The 19,034-nt window shown below is 42.5% G+C and carries 22 protein-coding genes and 1 tRNA gene; 16 read left to right on the top strand and 7 right to left on the bottom strand.

Features of this window, described 5'->3' with window-relative positions; all coding sequences use genetic code 11:
* Nucleotides 1-57: 57 nt before the first annotated feature.
* The 7 genes from GVN20_RS05510 to GVN20_RS05540 all read right to left on the bottom strand — a co-directional run bounded on the left by GVN20_RS05510 (nucleotide 58) and on the right by GVN20_RS05540 (nucleotide 10,273).
* The gene (locus tag GVN20_RS05510; protein ID WP_166557382.1) at nucleotides 58-4,587 is read right to left on the bottom strand and encodes an IPT/TIG domain-containing protein; all 4,530 of its coding nucleotides are present in this window, start codon (nucleotides 4,585-4,587) and stop codon (nucleotides 58-60) included.
* Nucleotides 4,588-4,921: 334 nt separating this feature from the next.
* Nucleotides 4,922-5,155 (bottom strand): IS3 family transposase, encoded by a 234-nt coding sequence (locus GVN20_RS30095; RefSeq protein ID WP_409033835.1) that lies wholly within the window; start codon nucleotides 5,153-5,155, stop codon nucleotides 4,922-4,924.
* Nucleotides 5,156-5,282: 127 nt separating this feature from the next.
* Entirely contained in the window at nucleotides 5,283-5,819 is a 537-nt protein-coding gene (locus tag GVN20_RS05520; protein WP_166557383.1) for a phage integrase SAM-like domain-containing protein, read from the bottom strand.
* Between the two features lie 365 nt (nucleotides 5,820-6,184).
* Nucleotides 6,185-7,039, bottom strand: a complete 855-nt coding sequence (locus GVN20_RS05525) for a hypothetical protein (RefSeq protein WP_206023208.1) — start codon at nucleotides 7,037-7,039, stop codon at nucleotides 6,185-6,187.
* 102 nt (nucleotides 7,040-7,141) lie between these two features.
* Nucleotides 7,142-7,762 (bottom strand): hypothetical protein, encoded by a 621-nt coding sequence (locus tag GVN20_RS05530; protein WP_166557384.1) that lies wholly within the window; start codon nucleotides 7,760-7,762, stop codon nucleotides 7,142-7,144.
* Between the two features lie 14 nt (nucleotides 7,763-7,776).
* Nucleotides 7,777-9,549: a restriction endonuclease gene (locus GVN20_RS05535; protein WP_166557385.1), complete on the bottom strand. Its 1,773-nt coding sequence runs from the start codon at nucleotides 9,547-9,549 to the stop codon at nucleotides 7,777-7,779.
* 346 nt (nucleotides 9,550-9,895) lie between these two features.
* Entirely contained in the window at nucleotides 9,896-10,273 is a 378-nt protein-coding gene (locus GVN20_RS05540) for a helix-turn-helix domain-containing protein (RefSeq protein ID WP_166557386.1), read from the bottom strand.
* Between the two features lie 190 nt (nucleotides 10,274-10,463).
* On the opposite strand from GVN20_RS05540, the gene GVN20_RS05545 reads away from it, so the two are divergent.
* The 16 genes from GVN20_RS05545 to GVN20_RS05620 all read left to right on the top strand — a co-directional run bounded on the left by GVN20_RS05545 (nucleotide 10,464) and on the right by GVN20_RS05620 (nucleotide 18,974).
* Nucleotides 10,464-10,751: a hypothetical protein gene (locus GVN20_RS05545; protein ID WP_166557387.1), complete on the top strand. Its 288-nt coding sequence runs from the start codon at nucleotides 10,464-10,466 to the stop codon at nucleotides 10,749-10,751.
* Entirely contained in the window at nucleotides 10,748-10,948 is a 201-nt protein-coding gene (locus GVN20_RS05550) for a hypothetical protein (protein ID WP_166557388.1), read from the top strand. The genes GVN20_RS05545 and GVN20_RS05550 overlap by 4 nt, the downstream gene beginning before the upstream one ends.
* Entirely contained in the window at nucleotides 10,945-11,271 is a 327-nt protein-coding gene (locus GVN20_RS05555) for a helix-turn-helix domain-containing protein (RefSeq protein ID WP_166557389.1), read from the top strand. Before GVN20_RS05550 ends, GVN20_RS05555 begins: the two co-directional genes overlap by 4 nt.
* A complete protein-coding gene (locus GVN20_RS05560) occupies nucleotides 11,268-11,435 on the top strand; it encodes a hypothetical protein (protein WP_166557390.1) in 168 nt (55 codons plus the stop codon). The genes GVN20_RS05555 and GVN20_RS05560 overlap by 4 nt, the downstream gene beginning before the upstream one ends.
* Nucleotides 11,410-11,715 (top strand): C2H2-type zinc finger protein, encoded by a 306-nt coding sequence (locus GVN20_RS05565; protein ID WP_166557391.1) that lies wholly within the window; start codon nucleotides 11,410-11,412, stop codon nucleotides 11,713-11,715. The genes GVN20_RS05560 and GVN20_RS05565 overlap by 26 nt, the downstream gene beginning before the upstream one ends.
* Nucleotides 11,712-11,960: a hypothetical protein gene (locus GVN20_RS05570; RefSeq protein WP_166557392.1), complete on the top strand. Its 249-nt coding sequence runs from the start codon at nucleotides 11,712-11,714 to the stop codon at nucleotides 11,958-11,960. The genes GVN20_RS05565 and GVN20_RS05570 overlap by 4 nt, the downstream gene beginning before the upstream one ends.
* 1 nt (nucleotide 11,961) lies before the next feature.
* On the top strand, nucleotides 11,962-12,189 hold the full coding sequence (locus GVN20_RS05575; protein WP_166557393.1) for a hypothetical protein: 228 nt from the start codon (nucleotides 11,962-11,964) through the stop codon (nucleotides 12,187-12,189).
* A gap of 634 nt (nucleotides 12,190-12,823) precedes the next feature.
* Nucleotides 12,824-12,895: transfer RNA gene (locus tag GVN20_RS05580), tRNA-Met, on the top strand.
* A gap of 89 nt (nucleotides 12,896-12,984) precedes the next feature.
* On the top strand, nucleotides 12,985-14,373 hold the full coding sequence (locus GVN20_RS05585; protein WP_166557394.1) for a helix-turn-helix domain-containing protein: 1,389 nt from the start codon (nucleotides 12,985-12,987) through the stop codon (nucleotides 14,371-14,373).
* Nucleotides 14,374-14,390: 17 nt separating this feature from the next.
* Nucleotides 14,391-14,696 carry a hypothetical protein gene (locus GVN20_RS05590; RefSeq protein ID WP_166557395.1) on the top strand — a complete coding sequence of 102 codons (306 nt, stop codon included), beginning with the start codon at nucleotides 14,391-14,393 and terminating at the stop codon, nucleotides 14,694-14,696.
* A 36-nt stretch (nucleotides 14,697-14,732) separates the two neighbouring features.
* The gene (locus GVN20_RS05595) at nucleotides 14,733-15,098 is read left to right on the top strand and encodes a hypothetical protein (RefSeq protein WP_166557396.1); all 366 of its coding nucleotides are present in this window, start codon (nucleotides 14,733-14,735) and stop codon (nucleotides 15,096-15,098) included.
* The gene (locus GVN20_RS05600) at nucleotides 15,086-15,430 is read left to right on the top strand and encodes a hypothetical protein (RefSeq protein WP_206023209.1); all 345 of its coding nucleotides are present in this window, start codon (nucleotides 15,086-15,088) and stop codon (nucleotides 15,428-15,430) included. The genes GVN20_RS05595 and GVN20_RS05600 overlap by 13 nt, the downstream gene beginning before the upstream one ends.
* 146 nt (nucleotides 15,431-15,576) lie before the next feature.
* Nucleotides 15,577-16,209, top strand: coding sequence for a hypothetical protein (locus GVN20_RS05605; protein ID WP_166557398.1), 633 nt, complete (start codon nucleotides 15,577-15,579; stop codon nucleotides 16,207-16,209).
* Between the two features lie 2 nt (nucleotides 16,210-16,211).
* The gene (locus GVN20_RS05610) at nucleotides 16,212-17,270 is read left to right on the top strand and encodes an XRE family transcriptional regulator (RefSeq protein ID WP_166557399.1); all 1,059 of its coding nucleotides are present in this window, start codon (nucleotides 16,212-16,214) and stop codon (nucleotides 17,268-17,270) included.
* 247 nt (nucleotides 17,271-17,517) lie between these two features.
* Nucleotides 17,518-18,438 carry a hypothetical protein gene (locus GVN20_RS05615; protein ID WP_166557400.1) on the top strand — a complete coding sequence of 307 codons (921 nt, stop codon included), beginning with the start codon at nucleotides 17,518-17,520 and terminating at the stop codon, nucleotides 18,436-18,438.
* Complete coding sequence (locus GVN20_RS05620; protein WP_166557401.1) at nucleotides 18,435-18,974, top strand: hypothetical protein; 540 nt, start codon at nucleotides 18,435-18,437, stop codon at nucleotides 18,972-18,974. The genes GVN20_RS05615 and GVN20_RS05620 overlap by 4 nt, the downstream gene beginning before the upstream one ends.
* The last annotated feature ends 60 nt before the right edge of the window (nucleotides 18,975-19,034 follow it).

Below are 19,034 nucleotides of genomic sequence, written 5' to 3' on the forward strand. Positions count from 1 at the left end.
TACATTTTCCGGGTGTCCCATTCTTCATTCTCCGTATTCCATTGCCCGTCCAAACTCTCAATTACAACCACCTCCAATCTGTGCCTTGAAGGTATTTCCTGTGACCTGAAAACCTGGCAGCAGCGTCACCGATAGCCCTGCGTTGTAGGTCACATTGGCATTGGAGATTTGGTTAGTAGCCGTGATTTGATTGGCCGTAATGACCACCGTTCCCGATGTGATATTGCTTGTCACTGTTTGAGAGAGTTGAAATACCACTCCAGTCGCTGCGACGATTTGGGTAGTAGCCCCGCTGGAAGTACAGGTCACATTACCCGAAGGAGAGCCGGTTGCAGTTGAAGCCAAACGGACATAAATTGTAGTGGTGCTGACTGTACCAGAAGTTGGCGTTAAAGAAACGCTACTTCCATAGCTACTTCCTAATGCGGTAGAAACCTCAAATCCCGTTGGGCCCGTTAGCACAAGGTTTGCGGTTAGATTTGCTCCACTAACGGTAAAACTCTGTGCTGCCGAGGCTGTACCCGCACAGGTGGTAAAAGCCGTAAGCGTGCCAGCGGCAGTGATAGTAGGGGGTGGGGTAATAAACACCCATGCCGCACCTCGAAAGCTGTTATCTCCTCTTCCCCCTACCATCGCGGTATTACCATCGGCAGAAAGGGCTACTGAAATACCTTGGAAGACCCAGCTGCCAACCGCCCCCGTTCCTACTAACTTGTTGCCTCGTTGTGTCCAAGTGCCGCCACTACGGGTGTACACCCATGCCGCACCTTTATTGTCGTTATCCGTCCATCCCCCCACCATCGCCGTATTGCCATCGGCAGAAAGGGCCACTGAAGAACCTTGTTGGGCACCACCAACCGCACCCGTACCAACCAACTTGTTGCCTTGTTGTGTCCAAGTGCCGCCACTGCGGGTGTACACCCATGCCGCCCCTTGGTTGCTGTTATCCCCCAATCCCCCCACTATCACCGTATTGCCATCGGCAGAAACGGCAACAGACTCACCTTGTTGGACGTTACTACCAACCGCCCCCGTTCCCACCAACTTGCCGCCCTGTTGGGTCCAAGTGCCGTCAGAGCGGGTGTAAACCCATACTGCGCCTTGACCGCTGTTATCGTTATTTCCCCCTACCAAGGCCGTATTGCCATCGGCAGAAAGGGCCACTGAAGAACCTTGTTGGGCACCACCAACCGCACCCGTACCAACCAACTTGTTACCTTGTTGGGCCCAAGTGCTGCCACTACGAGTGTACACCCATGCCGCACCTTGAAGGCTGTTATCCCTATATCCCCCCACAATCGCCGTATTGCCATCGGCAGAAAGAGCAACTGACCAACCTTGTTGGGAGTTATCACCAACCGCCTCCGCTCCTTCCAACTTGCTTCCCTGTTGGGAGCTAGGGAAAGGCGTAGGCGTTACCGTAAAATTGCTGCCACTGGTGGCACTACCCCCTGCGGTGGTTAAAGAGACCGTACCCGTGGTTGCCCCGGGCATGACTATGGCTGCTAAGGTCGTGCCATTATTAGAAACAGGAATAGCGGCCACGCCTCCTATGCTGAGGGCAGTAGAAGAGCTAAGGTTGGTGCCGGTGATGGTTACTAATGTACCTACCGAACCAGAGGCGGGCGTAAAGGTGGTGAGGGTAGGTGGAGACGGCGGGGCAGGTACAAACACCCATGCCGCACCTTGTTGGCTGTTATCCCCAAATCCCCCCACCATCGCCGTATTGCCATTGGCAGAAAGAGCAACTGACCAACCTTGTTGGGCATCATTTGAACCACCCGTTCCTACCATCTTGCTCCCCTGTTGTGTCCAAGTGCCGGCAGAGCGGGTGTACACCCATACCGCACCTTGACTGCTGTTATCCCCATATCCCCCCACCATCGCCGTATTGCCATCGGCTGAAAGGGCAACTGAACTACCTTGGGCAGCACCTGAACCACCCGTTCCTACTAATTTATTGCCTTGTTGTGTCCATGCCCCGCCACTACGGGTGTAAACCCATGCCGCACCTTGACTGCTGTTATCCCAAATTCCCCCCACGATCGCCGTATTGCCATCGGCTGAAAGGGCAACTGAAGAACCTTGTAATTGTAAGCCTGAACCTGTACCTACTAATTTATTGCCTTGTTGTGTCCATGCCCCGCCATTACGGGTGTAAACCCATGCCGCACCTTTATTGCTGTTATCCCCATCTCCCCCCACGATGGCCGTATTGCCATCGGCAGAAAGGGCAACTGAATTACCTTGTCGGCCAGCACCTGAACCTGTACCTACTAATTTATTGCCTTGTTGTGTCCATGCCCCGCCACTACGGGTGTAAACCCATGCCGCACCTTGATTGCTGTTATCCCCTTTTCCCCCCACGATCGCCGTATTACCATCGGCAGAAAGGGCAACTGAATTACCTTGGGAGGCACCATAGTCGCCATTTTGCGCCCCCGTACCAACCAACTTGCTCCCCTGTTGAGTCCATGTGCCGCCAGAGCGGGCGAAAACCCACGATGCCCCTCGACCGCTGTTATCGTTATTTCCCCCCACGATCGCCGTATTGCCATCAGCAGAAATAGCAACTGAAAAACCTTGTTGGGCATTACTTGAACCACCCGTTCCTACCAACTTGCTCCCTTGTTGTGTCCATACCCCACCAGAGCGGGTGTAAACCCATACTGCGCCTTGACCGCTGTTATCGATAATTCCCCCTACCAAGGCCGTATTGCCATCGGCAGAAAGGGCAACTGAAATACCTTGTCGGGCAGCACCTGAACCACCCGTTCCCACCAACTTACTTCCCTGTTGTGTGCTGGGGTAAGGGGTAGGCGTTACCGTAAAACTGCTGCCACTGGTGGCGCTACCCCCTGCGGTGGTCACAGAAACTGAGCCAGTTTGTGCACCAGGCATGACCATCGCTACTAGGGTAGTGCCATCGTTGGAAACAGGAATGGCAGCCACACCTCCTATGCTGAGGGCAGTGGGTGTGCTGAGGTTGGTACCGGTGATGGTGACCAATGTACCTACCGAACCAGATACAGGCGTAAAGGAGGTGATGGTGGGAGGAGGTATAAATACCCATGCCGCACCTTGACCACTGTTATCCTGAAATCCCCCCACGATAGCTGTATTTCCATCGGCAGAAAGGGCAACTGAATTACCTTGGTAGGCAGAACCTGTATTACCCGTTCCAACTAACTTACTCCCCTGTTGTGTCCATGTGCTGCCAGAGCGGGTGAAAGCCCATGCCGCACCTTTAAAGCTGTTATCCCCATATCCCCCCACCATTGCTTTATTGCCATCGGCAGAGAGAGATACTGAACAACCTTGTAGGGCAGCACCTGTATTATCCGTTCCTACCAACTTGTTGCCTTGTTGAGTCCATGCCCCGCCACTACGGGTGTAAACCCATGCTGCACCTTGAAGGCTGTTATCCCCATATCCCCCCACAATAGCCGTGTTGCCATCGGCTGAAAGAGCAACTGAAATACCTTGTTGTGCAGCACCTGAACTACCCGTTCCAACCAACTTACTTTCTTGTTGTGTCCATGTACTACCACTGCGGGTGTACACCCATGCCGAACCTTGAAAGCTGTTATCCACATTCCCCCCCACAATAGCCGTGTTGCCATCGGCTGAAAGAGCAACTGAAATACCTTGTTGTGCAGCACCTGAACTACCCGTTCCTACCAACTTGTTACCTTGTTGAGTCCATGTGCCGCCAGAGCGGGTGTACACCCATGCCGCTCCTTGGGTACCGTTATCTCTATATCCCCCCACCATGGCCGTATTGCCATCGGCAGAAAGGGCAACTGAAACACCTTGTTGGGCATTACTTGAACCACCCGTTCCTACCAACTTGCTTCCCTGTTGAGTCCATGTGCTGCCAGAGCGGGTGTACACCCATGCTGCACCTTGATTGCTGTTATCCGTATACCCCCCCACCATGGCCGTATTGCCATCGGCAGAAAGGGCAACTGAAACACCTTGTTGGGCATTATTTGAACCACCCGTTCCTACCAACTTGCTTCCCTGTTGTGTCCATGTGCTGCCAGAGCGGGTGTACACCCATACTGCACCTTGATTGCTGTTATCCGTATCCCCCCCCACAATCGCCGTATTGCCATCGGCAGAAAGGGCAACTGAATAACCTTGCCGGGCAGCACCTGAGTTACTCGTTCCTACCAACTTGTTTCCCTGTTGTGTGCCGGGGAAAGGCGTAGACGTTACCGTAAAACTGCTGCCACTAGTGGCAGTGCCCCCCGCGGTGGTCACAGAAATTGAGGAAGTACTTGCACCGGGCATGACCATGGCTACTAAGGTAGTGCCATTGTTGGAAACAGGAATGGCGACAACGCCTCCTATGCTGAGAACAGTAGGCGAGCTGAGGTTGGTACCGGTGATGGTGACCAATGTACCTATCGAACCAGAAACGGGCGTAAAGGAGGTGATGGTAGGTGTTTGTGCATGCCCCAGCATCACCCAAAATATGAGAAAGAAAATACTGGCCATTTGTTGGAGCCAGTGGTTGGGGCGAAATGTTTCTTTGTAGACAGTGAGTTCTACACAACACGTTGAGTAAAGATGTGATTGCATGAATTTAAACAGGGTAGTCTGGTTTGGGTGTACGAACGTATGTAGAATAGCTGCCTAAGCGGCCATTCTGACCAATTGAATTGCCTCATCCGAGAGTTTTCACTGAACTGTGTCAGCATTTAATTTCAAGTTTGTCAATCTGAATTCTCTCCCCAAATGTAATCAACAATTCAGATTAAATAGATTTCCAGCGGTCCGATTTCTATGATTTAAACAAGAGTAGTCATATAATTTTCGTTATATTTTTGCTTTTTATTAACGCAGGCAAAAATTCTTAAGATAAGCTATGGTGTACCCCATTAACTGGACAAAATAGCTAATATGTATAAGTGTACTACATTTTGTTCAATTTTGTACTATTTTTAGTTATCGGTAATCGTTCATTGAAGACTTGATTAGGTGTTAAATAAAGCAATGATTGATGCTTTCGCTCAAAGTTATAGAATTGTATAAATTCAAGGAGGCCTTCAAATAGAGTTTTTCCGTCATTAAATTCATGCAGATAAATGTATTCGTTTGGCTCCGGCCACCCGGTTAATGGTTCTCCAAAATCTTTCAACAAAAACATTATCTAAAGCCCGTCCTTTTCCATCCATTGAAACCAAAATTTCTTTCTTAATCAATACTTCAGTAAAGTCATTTGAGGTAAATTGGCTGCCTTGATCGGTATTGAAAATTTCAGGCTTTACCCCAGCTTAGCGGTCAGCACAGGTATTAACCCCGTTGCCGAGCTTTTTAAGGTACCGCTCGTAGTTCTTCAGAAACTTATAAGTGACCTCTGGAAACAGCAGATCATTCTGACGCCCATCACGGCTCTTGCCCAGATGCTCCTTGAGTTTGTTAATCATGCTTTCGCGGCTGAGGATAGTGCCGCCGTTTGCAAGATTCTTGATGTAGTTATCAGCATAGTCCAGAAAACTGTCACCGACGAGCTCCCGTTTCAACGTGCGCTTAATCTCTTTTGAGGTAATTGGTAGATCCTGGCTTTTGGATTTAAGATAGGTTTGTTTGGCTTCGATGAGCCTGGCATCCATGACCATTTTGATTTCTGCGGAAAGCCGGTGGCTTTTTCTTACCTCCTTTTTTTCTTTGTTCCACTCTTCGGCTTTAATGGAATAACCTATATCTACATATTTATGGGTACGATTCTGAGTAATACGGAGAAGGATTTTTTGGGTCCCGTCAGCCAATACATGACTGTGCAATACATAGGAGAAGGTTATACTGTCCATTTGTGTAACTTTCTGTGTAACATTTTCTGATTCGTGGCGACGCGTGGCGATACGTAAATATACAAAAAGTGCCTTTAATTGATTTTAAAGGCACTTTTTAAATCGTAATGAATCGTAACGAGTCAGAAATGTGATCCCATTTGGACTACAAAACTATCTTCATAAGTATCTAATTACCTGTATATTAAGTAAGTTTGAAAAAATATCTCTGTAACTTCTCTGTAACATTCGAAGCCAAAATGAATCGTAGCGAGTCAGAAAAGTGATTCCATTTGGACTACAAGAAAGCATATGTAAGTAGCTAATTAACTGGTATTTAATAATTTTAATTTAAAATTGTGTGTAACGTCTGTGTAACAATTCTTTTAAATTGAATACTTTATTGCTAGTCTTTGAGCTACATTAAAATCTTCTATATCCTTAAATTTCACCAAAATAGTATTTTGGTTACCTGAATTTGAAATTCTATGGATTGTTAAACCTGAAATTCCTTTTAGTAACTCAATAAATTCAAAATATTCATTTGAAATAGGGTCACAATGTATAATAATTTGTCCAACCCTATTCCTATCACTTTCCTTTGTTGTTTCTATTTGCTGAATGGGTTTGTTGATATTTAGTATTAATTCAGTTAAATTTTTCACCTGTTCAATTAGGTAATCGTCTTTAGAAACTTCTTGGGTATCAATTTTAGGTACTTTGAAGGCTCCGAAATGTTTTAAAAAAGTGCTATAATCAGGGTCATTATTTGCTTTTTTGATGGTTTGAACTATTTTATCGGTTAATTGTCGCTTGAATTCCACAATTCTACTAAACCTCAAATCCCTTGGATAGGTAAGGTGTTCAATAGGAGAAGTATCAAAGCTATAGTTTGTTTTGTCATCCTTTACAATAATAGTAGGCTTATCGAAGGCTAAACGAAGCCCTAGCTCAAACATTACATTGGCATTTTTAGCGCTCACATCACACACAACAATAGGGTTACTGTAAAGATTTTCAATGATTCTCTTTTGAATTACGCCAATATCTTCTGCATTGCTCACTAAGTTAGCCCTAAAACCAGCACCTTCTATAGCTTCAGTCAAGATACTTCTAACCTCCAGCCAGTGATTTTCAGAGCAGCCGTCCAATTCAGCAATTGGCATGATGATGCCACAAACTTGGTTAAATATTTTTGTTTCTTGAGGTGCAGGGATTTCTTCTTCTTTAACTTTTGTCATGGTTTTAGGCTAGTGATAAGTTGGTTTGTAGTAGTCAAAGGAGAAATCCTTTAAGACTTGCAGAATAATTGTAAATTATTCTAGTCAAGAGATCAATTTGATTTATGGAACATTTCCCAAAGCTTTTAATATCCGAAACTTAATTGAAGCTAATTTTGTGTTTTGAGGGTTCAATCTACTTAGTTCATCTAGGATAAATTCAACGTTATTTTTTGTTAGATAGTTAAAACCCTGTTTACCCTGTTCCTTATCCTTGGGAAGAACTTTCTGAATTTGTGGGTGTGCTGAGAGGTTTATATAATTTTCAAGTAAAAGAATGTCTTTTGGAAGAGCTTTGATATTAGTTTCAAAATCATAAGATATTTCTATTAATGGGGATTTTTTCTTTCCTTTTTTTAAAATTGGAAATGCATAGAAGCCGATTAGGTAGATAATGCCGTCCTCCCAATTTTTTGATTTTAGAAATACTATCTTAACATCTTTTGAATTTTCAGTATTAGCCGGTCTTGAGTATGTGTGAGGCAGTAATCCTGAGTAGAAACCATCGGCGTCTGTAGGGAAAATATCCTGCCCAAAATTAAGGCAAGTGTAGGTGAAGCCGAATTCATTAACAAATCCAAAGTCAGAATTATTGAGATCATTTAAGGTAGAAGGGGCCTTCCAAAGATTTGAATTCCAATCTAAAGAAGCAAGCATTCCGTAATTCCTTTGAGTTTTTGCCATACATTTAAAAATTATTACTTTAAAAGTTTTTTGGCTTCTTTAATATCAATCTTTGCTTTGTGACCATGCTTCTCAAGTAAATAAAGAAGATTGGCACCATTCATTAATGTCAGTGGTTTTCCTTTTACGAAATCATATGCATCAGGCCCATAGTCAGCCGTGGTTACTAGGATACCTTTGGTCGCTCCCTCATTCATTACAGTTCCATAAAGATCCCGGACCGCGGAGACTCCAACAGTGTTTGTATATCTTTTTGCCTGAATTACAATTTTTCCGCCTCTGATTGGATCGGGATCAAACGCGATTGCGTCAACGCCTCCATCTTTGCTGGCCTGAGTAACTTTTACTTCTCCACCATTTGAATTAAACTCTTTAGAAAATATTTCCCGTATTAAATGTTCAAAGTCTTCCCAATCCATTGCTGCTAAATTCGTAGAGTCATCTATACTTCCGGCTACATCATAGTGATGGATGAATCTCTTATCGCTCCGATTAATTTGCATGATGGGTTGAACGGCAGTAAGCCCGCTTAGCTTACTGCTCCCCACACCTTTGAGGTTTTTAAAACATGCTTTCGGGTCAACCAGGGATAAGTCGATTTGTTGAAATTCAGATTTTTTCGCCTGGATTGACAAAATACAGTTGTTCTCAACTTTACCCGTTGCTTTATTTATCGCATTTACCCATCCGTTAAATGATATAGCTTCAATTGCCCCGATAACATCAGCTTCAAAGAGTTCATGCAATGTTCGTAATGTTATATTATACATGGTAACATCAAACATTTTCAGCAACTGGGTTTCGGAAATAAAGTATTCCTTTAGTTCATTACGAAGAAACTTTACCTCACTTAAAGTAGGAAGGTTTTCAATCGATGGTAATGTATACTCAACAATCAATATTTTATTTTCTCCATTGTAGTCCAATTCAAAAGACTTGGGGAACTCATCAGGATATTGAGAATTATTCAACACTAACTCACAGTATTCATGTATAGCCTCTTCGTCAGCCTTAAAGTAATTTTCTTTTAGTATGTCTACTTTTGAATTTTTTAGGCTTTGTATTTCATAGAATACATCCTTTTCTTTTTCCCACTCTATAGTTTTTTTTGAAAATTCATTTTTTAGGGTTTCAACTTTTGAGTTGTAAGCGTTTAAAGCTCTTTGATAGTCTCTTTTTAAAGCCTCATTTTTTTCGGAAATCCGTTGGTATTCAATATTCCTCTGAACCATTGCTGCCTCAAAAAGCTCATTTGCTTTTTGAATTTTCTTCTCTTTTCTAGATTTAAAGAGGTTATCAAGAAAGGTGAGCTGAGGGCTAAATGATTCTACAATAGGTATCCGTGGAAAGTTTGTTTGATAAATGGGCTCATCAGGGGCTTTTACTTTAGCTAATTGTGCCTTTAGCTCATGTTTGGGGTGAGGCTTTTTAAACTCTGAATTATCCTTTATTTGTTCCCAGTCTACAGCGTCATTGATATTTAGGGTATACTTTAGTAGGTTTTCAATCCTTTTTAAATTATTGACAGCATCTTTAGTCCTGATTTCAGCTTCTAATATGTTAGCTTCTTTGGTTGATAGTAACTTTTGTTTTGTACTGACAATGTTCCATCTTTCAGTAAGCTTTTCCACATAGGCCTCCACCTTACTGTCAAGTATGTACCGTTCATCAGCAGTAATTCTTTTAAATTCCTTTAAGCCTTTATGGTATATCTCGGCTATATGCTTGATTTTCCAACTACGTAGTTCTTCAGTACTGTATAAAATTTGTACAAGCTCAGTATTCATAAGGTTGAAGTATAGGTAATAACGAATTAAAATTCTAGTAATGAGTTTGTTAAAGTCGATTTAGCAAACTCATGAAGTAAGTGAAATACTTATCCAAACTACGCATCAAATATCGAAAAGTTATCAAACGGTAGATTCAACATAATTTGTTGCGAGATAACTTCCTTATTTTTTTTCTTAAGATAAGAGTCAATGGCTTTAACTATATAACTGTTAGTATGATTTTATATAAAATACTAATGGGTATATGTTTAGATACCGTTTGATAACTTTTTGGTTCGTTTAGGTAGTATTTTTAGGTATATTTTTGTATTTAGGTATATTTTAAAATTACGTTTAGTTGGGCCTAGTCAACAACACCTTCAATATTTTTTGCCGATTCTACCTGCTTTAGGAGTTGATTAATCTGTTCGTCTTTGTTTCTTAAAGCTTGTTGCTGTAGCAAAATCAAATCATCTTTTCTTATTTTAATAAATTCATTATCCGCTTCCTGAACTTTTGGCTCAGCGGAAACTTCCCTTGTGCCAACCCCTCTAATTAACCAATCCATAGTACAATTGTATAAATCACAAATGCGCTCAGCCAACTCGAAAGACATTTTGCTTCGGCCTGTTTCGATGGCCGATATTTGAGAACCCCCAACTCCTAGATTTTCGGCAAACTCTGCTAAGGTTTTTCGACCTCTCAAGCTTCTTACCCGATCTCCGATTGTGTTATTATCCATTTAATGAAATTAGAATTATTCTAAATAGTATTATTAGTAGAAAATATTCCTTTTGTTATTAGGAATATTCTTTTGTTATTGGAATATTTGTAATGATATTTGTTAATGAAATATTTCATTGAATATTATCATCGAAAATAGAGAAAATTAGGGGGTGTGTCAAGACATTTCCTAACAAACGGTTTTTGTCATGGATACACAAGGAAAAATCAGGCCTGGACGGCAAGCGCGCATATTTCGGAAGGAAAGAATAAAAGAGCTTTTATCGGTTGTAAAAGGTCTATGGGGTTGGAGAAGCGCTTTTCTTGTAGCATATCCAGAGTTTGATTCTGCCGAGGGGGGCTCTCTATTGACAATGGGAGTCTTGGGTAGAACCGATGACCCTGATTTATTGGCGGCATTGGAAATTTGGATTCCTAAAATTCAAAAAGAGCAACCCGATTGGTTCACTAAATCCGAAACCTTACCACAGTCATGATTAAAGCAACCTTTGTCACCCTATTAAACATGGGAAAATTGGAAGGCATTGATGTAACGGTTAATGTCAATTACAATTCCAGCTGTGTGGAAAGTGCAAACTTCGAATTCATTTTGGAGGATCACCTCAATGCCGTTAGAGCCCAGATTCTGAATCAACGTAATGCGGCCCTACAGGCGAAACAGAAACAGTCATGACACAGCTTACCGCTACTCTGGCCATACCCTCCGAAGACATTGACCTCATGCAGGCCATGTTTGAGGAAATGAAACAACTGCGCGCGGCCTTGCGAGAAGATGATATTTTGACCGAGGAGGAGGCCGCCGCAGTTTTAAAAGTAGGACTCACTACTCTACGTAACTGGCGAAAGGAAGGCTGGCTACCCTTCTTTTCGGAAGGTAAACTCATTAAGCATGAGCGAAAAGCCCTGCTTCGGGCCTATAAAATCCGTTTTGGGAAAGTTACTCATTACGAAAAGCTTCAGGACATTGAATCTGGTTCAAAACGTCGTATCGCATGATCTTCACCTTACAGTTTATCGCTTTTAGCCTGCTCATTGTGCTGCTCATCACTGCCTGCTATTTGTTGGGAGACCTCTATCGCGATTTTCGGCGGTTTTTGAAACTGTGTTGGAAAAACTCAAAATCTAAAAACAGCTATGAGCAATCTCATACCCATCAATAATCGCCTTACGCGCAGGCTGGAAGAGGCCCGCAATTGCATGGAAGAGATGATGAAGTACCCAGGTGATGCTCATCTAAACCGTACCATGACCCGAATCCTGGGCAACCATTTGGATGCCGTTGGCATGACCATGGCGCAGTTTCTTCAGATGTATTTTGCACCTAAAGCCCAAGTAACTCTCAAACCGCAATTTGAGTGCAGTTGTGGCCGCCGTTTTGGCACCTCTCAGGCCCTCAGTGGCCATAAGCGCACCTGCAAGAAAGGAGGGGATGAATTATGAAGCACTGGTTTAAATCCGAAATCAACCACGAGTTTTACTTGCTGGTAGAGCTCACCGAGGTAAAAAACGCTGATGGTATGCCCCGACTGGAGCCAGAGCTAAAAGGCTTTATTCATGTGCGACAATCGCGGGTTTGGTATGGGGCTGCCTTTGTGCCCGAGCCCAGATACATTGCTATTACGCCCACGATGCGGGTGTTTGAAGCCAAAAAAGCAGTAGAAGCCGCCACTAAAAACCAATCCTGATATGAAGCAAGTTTCCGCGCATACTGTATGGGCGCAGACCATCATCGTACGGCTCAATTCGGCCCTTGGTCGTATGGGCTACTGGAGTGTAAAAATTTGGCATTATGATAATGCTCCGCGTTGGAAAAAGTACCTCATGGGCGGTGCCCTGTACCGAGCATTCCTGCGTCAGCAATACGAAGCGGCGCTGGATAGCTACATGGCGCTGGACCTTCACGTGAAAGATTAATGCGCTGTAATTGCGGGTATATATATAAGGTAGAAAATTAGCTGATACATGCAACATCTACTTGAGATAGGGATAATAGTGATCGCATTTTTGGCGTTGGCTCCGCTCTTTCGCGGACGTGGTAAATAACTGACTGTCGGGCGCTCATCAAAGTAGAGGGTTTAGGACGGTGACACTCGCCCTGCCGCTTTGTGCAGGGATGAGTGCCCGGCAAAATACTTTTCGAAAAGTAGTATTTGGGCGGTTCGACTCCGCTCCGAAGAGCAACCCGTATCAAAAAGGCTGTAAAGGCAGCTGCACTGTGGGTTTCAGGGGGGATGAGTCCGAGGAAATCCCCCAATGGGCAGGTCATGCGTGACCAAACCCCCTGAGTTGTGGTAAACTCTTGGAAATGCTAAGTCGGACCTGTGCAGTTGCGCCCTGAGCGAAGGATTCAGGTAGTTGGCCGTCAACGAAGATCGCCCTGCCAAGGGCACCAACCCCCAACCACGCGGATACCCTCCGCGTGGGTAAGGGAAACTGTACTCTGTCGGAGGTTCCCCCAACGGGGGCAGGAATCGTATTATCATATGTAAACAATAGTGGATTATAGACAAAGCCGGTTAGGGGTTTAGGAGAACGAGATAACCGGAATCGCGGGGTAGAGCAGTGGTAGCTCGCCGGGCTCATAACCCGGAGGTCGTCGGTTCGAGTCCGACTCCCGCCACAACAAGGACGCCAGCCGTCAGTTGAGTGGCCGCAAAGCGGGGTAACGCCCGCTCTGCGAGTCGCATGGAATTTTATTGCTTAAAAAAAATGGACATTAAGCCGCAAATCAATTATCACGATGCCGTTACGCTTTGGTGTCGGCGCGTGGATGAGTACAACGAACAGTGCCCAGTAGTTGAGAAAAAGACCACCAGACACTTACCTAATGGCACTGTCGAAGAAGTTTCGACCTTCAGGAAGGTAGGCACGATCAAGGGCTCTGTCAAAACGACTGGGATGCACTTGATACGTCGGTACGTGGAAGCCTGGGCGGCTGCGAATCTCACCACCAAGGAGATTCCTAGCCCCGCTGACGTGTACATTTCGACCAACCGGGTGGAGCTCGCCGAGCGCCTTAGCCGCTCCCATCGGAGCGTCTATGACCATATCAGAAAGCTGCGCCAGGTGGGCCTTGTGGATAACTACCAATTTTGCGGGCGTCACAACGATTTTAAGGTGTGGATAAGTCCTGAAATTCTGTTTGGTGGGGTGGAGCGAGCAAAGTCGAAACCTGCCCAAAAAGCCCAAAAAACGGCTTTAAAATCTTCAGTACGGCAAAATTTGCCGCCTTTAGATATATCACTTAAACAACAATCAACTACAATAAGTAAGGTTGATTGTGGACAAACACCGAAACAAAATCACGGAGACAACAAGGATCCGCACAACCCTGCCTTCGAAGGCAACGCCCCGACCAAGCAGGCTTTGTGGGCCACGGAGACAAGAGGAGGGGGGCGGGGCGCGGCCGAGTACGAAAAGCTGTTTAAGAGCTTTAATCGGCTACCTAAAGCCCTGAAGGAGATTGTGCTTAACCTTTGGCTGGTAATCAGAACCTCACTTTATAGCCGGCATGAGTGGTCAAATGAGGAAAATCACATGGCTGTTTTGGAGCTTTACGACCATCTTTTTGGTCGTTTTACAACCACACAATCGGAGAAAGCCTGGAAAGACTACGCTGTTGAGCTCAGCGAACGGGTGGAAATGGCCAAGGCTTGGTTTGATAAAAACGCTCAAAGACACCCCGATTATCCCTTCCAGCGCGGTAAAAAAATGGGGTATTTTGACCCAAAAAACAACTTCGGATTTGCCGTAACGGCCCTGTGGCTGGCCAAAGATAAGCTTCGAAAGCGCCAAAATAGGGTAGAATACCTACTGAATCAAGCCCGAATAGATTTTGAAAAACTCGCAGCGGGTAAACCTCGCCCCAAAGTGATGGAGAAGAACGAGTTGCAGCTTTTTGTCTACTACCAAAACTGGGCAAAAACCTACGGAAAAGAGGTAGAAGAGAGATTCTGCCAGCAATACCTATCCCAAAAAGCCCGAAAATTTGCCCCTGCCAGACCCCAACGACTCACCATACGTGCCCAAAAAGCGGCCGACAAAGCTGCACAAGTAGTGTATGTGGAGCCGTGGATGGAAATGGGAGAATATTATTAACCAAAAACTCTCTTACTATGCAACTCTCAGAAGACAAGCGCAAAGCTCAACAATTCTACGCCACTCGTGCGGTCGTAATTCGGTTTGCGAATCAACAACCCAATGATCCGCCCATTAGGATGTTTGATAACCAGTATGTCTATAAACTCAAGCGATTGAAAGGCTACACGCCTCAGTACTGGGAAGCGCATTTTAAGGCCTACCTCAAGAAGCATGTCGGCAATGTATTGGAAGCCTCGATACACGATGTAAGTAGGAGTTCAACTTTGTCGGCCGACAATAGAATTGCACAGCTAGTGACGAACGGACATTTTCTATATTAGTCTATTTCTTCAGATCAACTTAATCAAAACAAAATCATGACTCTTAATACAATCTTCACGGGCCACACCCTGGACTTAATGGATATTGTGGCTATTGGACCGCCTATGAGCATAAAGCAGGGGAGGGCTGCAACCCTTTATCTCGAAATTCACTTGCACAGCAGTGAAAAGATTAAATTCATCGCCTGTGAAGTGGCCGATTTTGAGTATGAACAAAATCGCTGGGATAAAGCACTGGATGATTTGATTGATAAGCGTGACGGGCTGCTTGCGGATTGGCAAAGGGCGCGCTACAATTTAACCCTGATGCAGACCGAGGATCCGCAGGTTGACTATCAGAGAACGGAAGTGCAACACAATGACCGTATTTCACCCATCATTACTGAATTTTGGAATACGTAATGGAGCCCATTAACCTTAAATTATACCCAACCGAAGCTATGCTCCTTCGTGAGTTTCTCATCGACATCGGCCGCAATGCCTTAGCCCTCAAGGCTCAGGCACCAGCGGCTCACTTTGTTCTTTTCGACTGGTTGGATAAGAGTTTTGGGGCGGCAAGCATCCGCATTGAGCACGGAAGTGCCAAATCAGCGCGGACGGTGAAAATACCTATGGGAGTGGCACTGCTGCTCCTGCGGGAGATGCAGTTAGTAAGTATACATCCATTATTGCAGAGTGTGGTGGGGGGCTTGCATAAAGGACTTGTAAATCGTGGATATTTGTTAAATGATTAAAAACTTAGTTAAGCTAAATACGCTTTTGAATATGCTTGTAGGAATATTTTTTTAAAAAAAAGAAAAAAAAGGAATAAAAAATTAAGAAAAAGAAAATTTTTGCTACCTTTGCTACACGCTAATTCTAAATTAAACCAAAATAAAGTATGCGCAATATTTTGCCGGACGATGAAAAAGAATCAATAGCTTCTCAGTATTACCAACGATTGGTCGTTGCGATTGAGAAAGCGTTCAATGATTACAAAGATGTTGTCTCTCTCAAGGGTGGTAACATCCAACATTTGGATTTTAAAGCACGTACGATTTGCTCAATGGTCCATGATTTTATTCGTGCTCGTATTGCGGAAGAGTTCTCAGACGATTCTTCAGTTAAATACGGCGAATCCGGCGGTATTTTTTTTCTTATTATCCAGAATAAAATTCTGATCAGATTTAAAAAAATGACAAAAAAACTCGCTATATCTCATATAGATACACGCCAAGCTGTAAAGTTCAAATGGCAGGAGAAACTAACTGCATTTCCTGATGATTTGACTTTATTTTATGCTGGATATATCCCAGATAAGGCGTGGATGGGCCTAGTCAATGTTCCTCTTGTTTGCAGAAGGGGTGAAACAGTTCTTTGGCAAAAAGATATGAGGCAGGAATTTAAGCAATTTTCTATTTTCGGAGATTCTGCAAAAGACGGTGGAAGTCAAGCAGATATTCAACCGAAGAAGACAGGTCGCGCAAGACCAAGGAAAGATAATTCAGATGATAAAACAGGTACAAACGATTAGCCATGGCATCCTTTGTTTACAATCCAAAGATGATACAACTTGCCCGTGAATCACGTGGATTGACGCAAATTGAACTGTGCCGCTTAATGAATGTTGCACAGGGTACAGTTTCAAAATTAGAGAATGAGGATATTTATTTTTCTGATGAATACGCTTTTAAGCTATCAGAGATACTTAATTATCCTCTTTCTTTTTTCTCACAAAAGGATGATATTTATCCTATAAGTATGATTTATTATCGTAAGAAGGCTAAAATTCCAGGGAAAATACAAAGCAAGTTTGAAGCTACAATAAATATTTTGAGAATAAATATTGAGCGTCTTTTAAAACGAGTAGAGTTAGTTGAACCCAATCTGATTAATTGGGATGTTGAAAAAAATGGAAGCCCAGAACATGCTGCAATGTATTTAAGGGAGGTTTGGAAGGTGCCGAAAGGTAGGATTGAGAACCTAACTGAATTGATTGAAGATAATGGTATTTTTGTAATCCAAGTTGATTTTGGAACTGAAGCTATTGATGGTGTGAGTTTATTTACATCCAAAGGTCAACCTGTTATTTTTGTTAACTCAGGATTTTCTGCTGATAGACAAAGGCTTACAGTAGCTCATGAGCTTGGCCATCTGATTTTGCATTTTACCAAACTACCCGATAATTTCCGAGATTTGGAAAAGGAAGCTTTTAGATTTGCTAACGAATTTCTGTTTCCTGAAATTGAGTTTAGAAGAAGCTTTGCCAAACTTAATTTGAAAGTACTAGCTAATATGAAAAGATACTGGAAAGTATCAATGGCCTCTATGATTATGAGAGCTCATAATCTCGAAATGCTTACTTCAAATGAAGAAAAATATTTATGGCAACAAATGGTCCCTTTCCGTACCCGAGAGCCAGAAGAGTTAGACTTTCCCAAAGAACAACCGACTTTACTGAAAGAGGTAATAGAAATCCATAAAAATGAATTTAATTTCACTAATGAAGATTTATCAATATTGCTTTCTTTAAGCTCTGATGACTATCGTACTTATTATGAATTTGAAGGTAGAAAGCTTTTCAGAGTTGCATAGGATTTGTTTAATAATATTTATTGAAATATATATACACGCTCTCACAAAGCGTGTTTTTTTGCCTTATTGCCTTAAATAGGCATAGCTTAACGATTTTCTGCTATCTCCAAACTCTATGGACAGGGCTGAACGGTTACATGTACTACCGTTTGATAATTATTTCATAGGTTCTACTTAAATGATGAATAACTATACTTTATTTACCAGCTGAATCTTTATTACATCAATTATCTCCCCTTTGCCCATTATGGAATATACAAAAAGAACCATTCATTATTATGAATTAGAATTATCTCCTAGTCCTATAAAAACAGTAGACATTCTTATCCATGAAATTTTCAGGCATATTATTGAACTGAATACACAAAGAGCACGGGAAAGATTTCTTAGTGGCCCTGGATATTTGTCTTGTACAAGGGAGGTCACTTTTCGGACTAATCAAAATATAATACAAGGTAAATTACTTCGAATCAGGATGGATTCTTTCCCTGAACTTATGGATGTAGCGGAAGATATAGTTAAAGATATAGTTAAAGGAGAAGATGATGGCGTTGTAGAATCTACGCATTTTATGATTAAATATACAAAAAAATCAGTAACCATTGCGATGGAATTTAATCAGTTTGGTGCAAAAATAAATGAGCTTAAATGGTATGTTGACCATTTTTTAAAGAAATTAGAGTTTGACTGTATTTTACAATATAAACCTATTGTGCAGGATGATATAGGTACTTTTTTCGATAGAATTAATAGGTGTTCCAGCCTTACTATGAAAGTACATAAAGATAATGTTAGAAGGGTTCAAGAAGTAAGTCCAGAACTTTTTAGTGCTGCCAACGCTGCTTTGGAGGTTGGTGAAAGTGAGTATGTTGAACTTTTTATCAAATTTGATTATCAAAAAAGAACTGATACTCCTGAAATTACGGGCAAAGTAAAGACATGGCTTAGCTTTTTTTACAGGAACAAGGAATCAAGTAAGTCAATTTTTGATGAATTTACTGTTAAAGCGGAAGATATTGATAAAAACTATCGGCTTGAATACTTTGATTTTATATCAGATAAAATAAAAAGTTATGTTAATGTGCAAATGCGCCCTCAAAGTCGTTCAATTGTTAGTTTAGATATGTTTGAAAAGATTGAAAATGAATTTAATGCCAAATCACTATGAAAATTCCCAAGACACTAATTGCTCCGTTAGACGCGTATATAAAGCTCCCCTTTATATACGATAGTGCTTTTATGGGAGTATTTGTTGGGGTTAACGAGTTGATTATAAAATATGTTAAGTGTTATTTTTTATTAGGTGTAGATACCCTCGGTAACCTTCTTAATGAACTGGTGTCCTCTTCAATTTCGATTGGTGGATTTGTGATAGCAGCCTTAACTATTATTTTAACACTTAAAGATAACCTTAAAGCTAAAGAAGATTCGTACCCTATATCCGCACTGGAAATTTTGTTCAACAGCAGGCATTATAAGAGGTTAGTAAGAGTCTTTTATTGGTCATCTTTTGTATGTGTGTTTACATTTTTTTATTTTAGTTTACTGGAGATAGTTTATCTCAACTTTTCACCGAAAGTTTTTATGTATTTTACAGTCTATGGTTTGATACTTACTGTTTTAGCTGTTGTTAGATGTTTGTTTATTTTACTGCTTATCATTGAAATACAACTGAAGGGGACCGAATTTGTGGATAATAAATAATCATTATACTTGAATAAGTGAATTTCTTATAAAAGCGCGTCCCTCCAGGGCGCGTTTTTT

The sequence above is a fragment of the Runella sp. CRIBMP genome (assembly GCF_009905605.1).
GTDB lineage: Bacteria > Bacteroidota > Bacteroidia > Cytophagales > Spirosomataceae > Runella.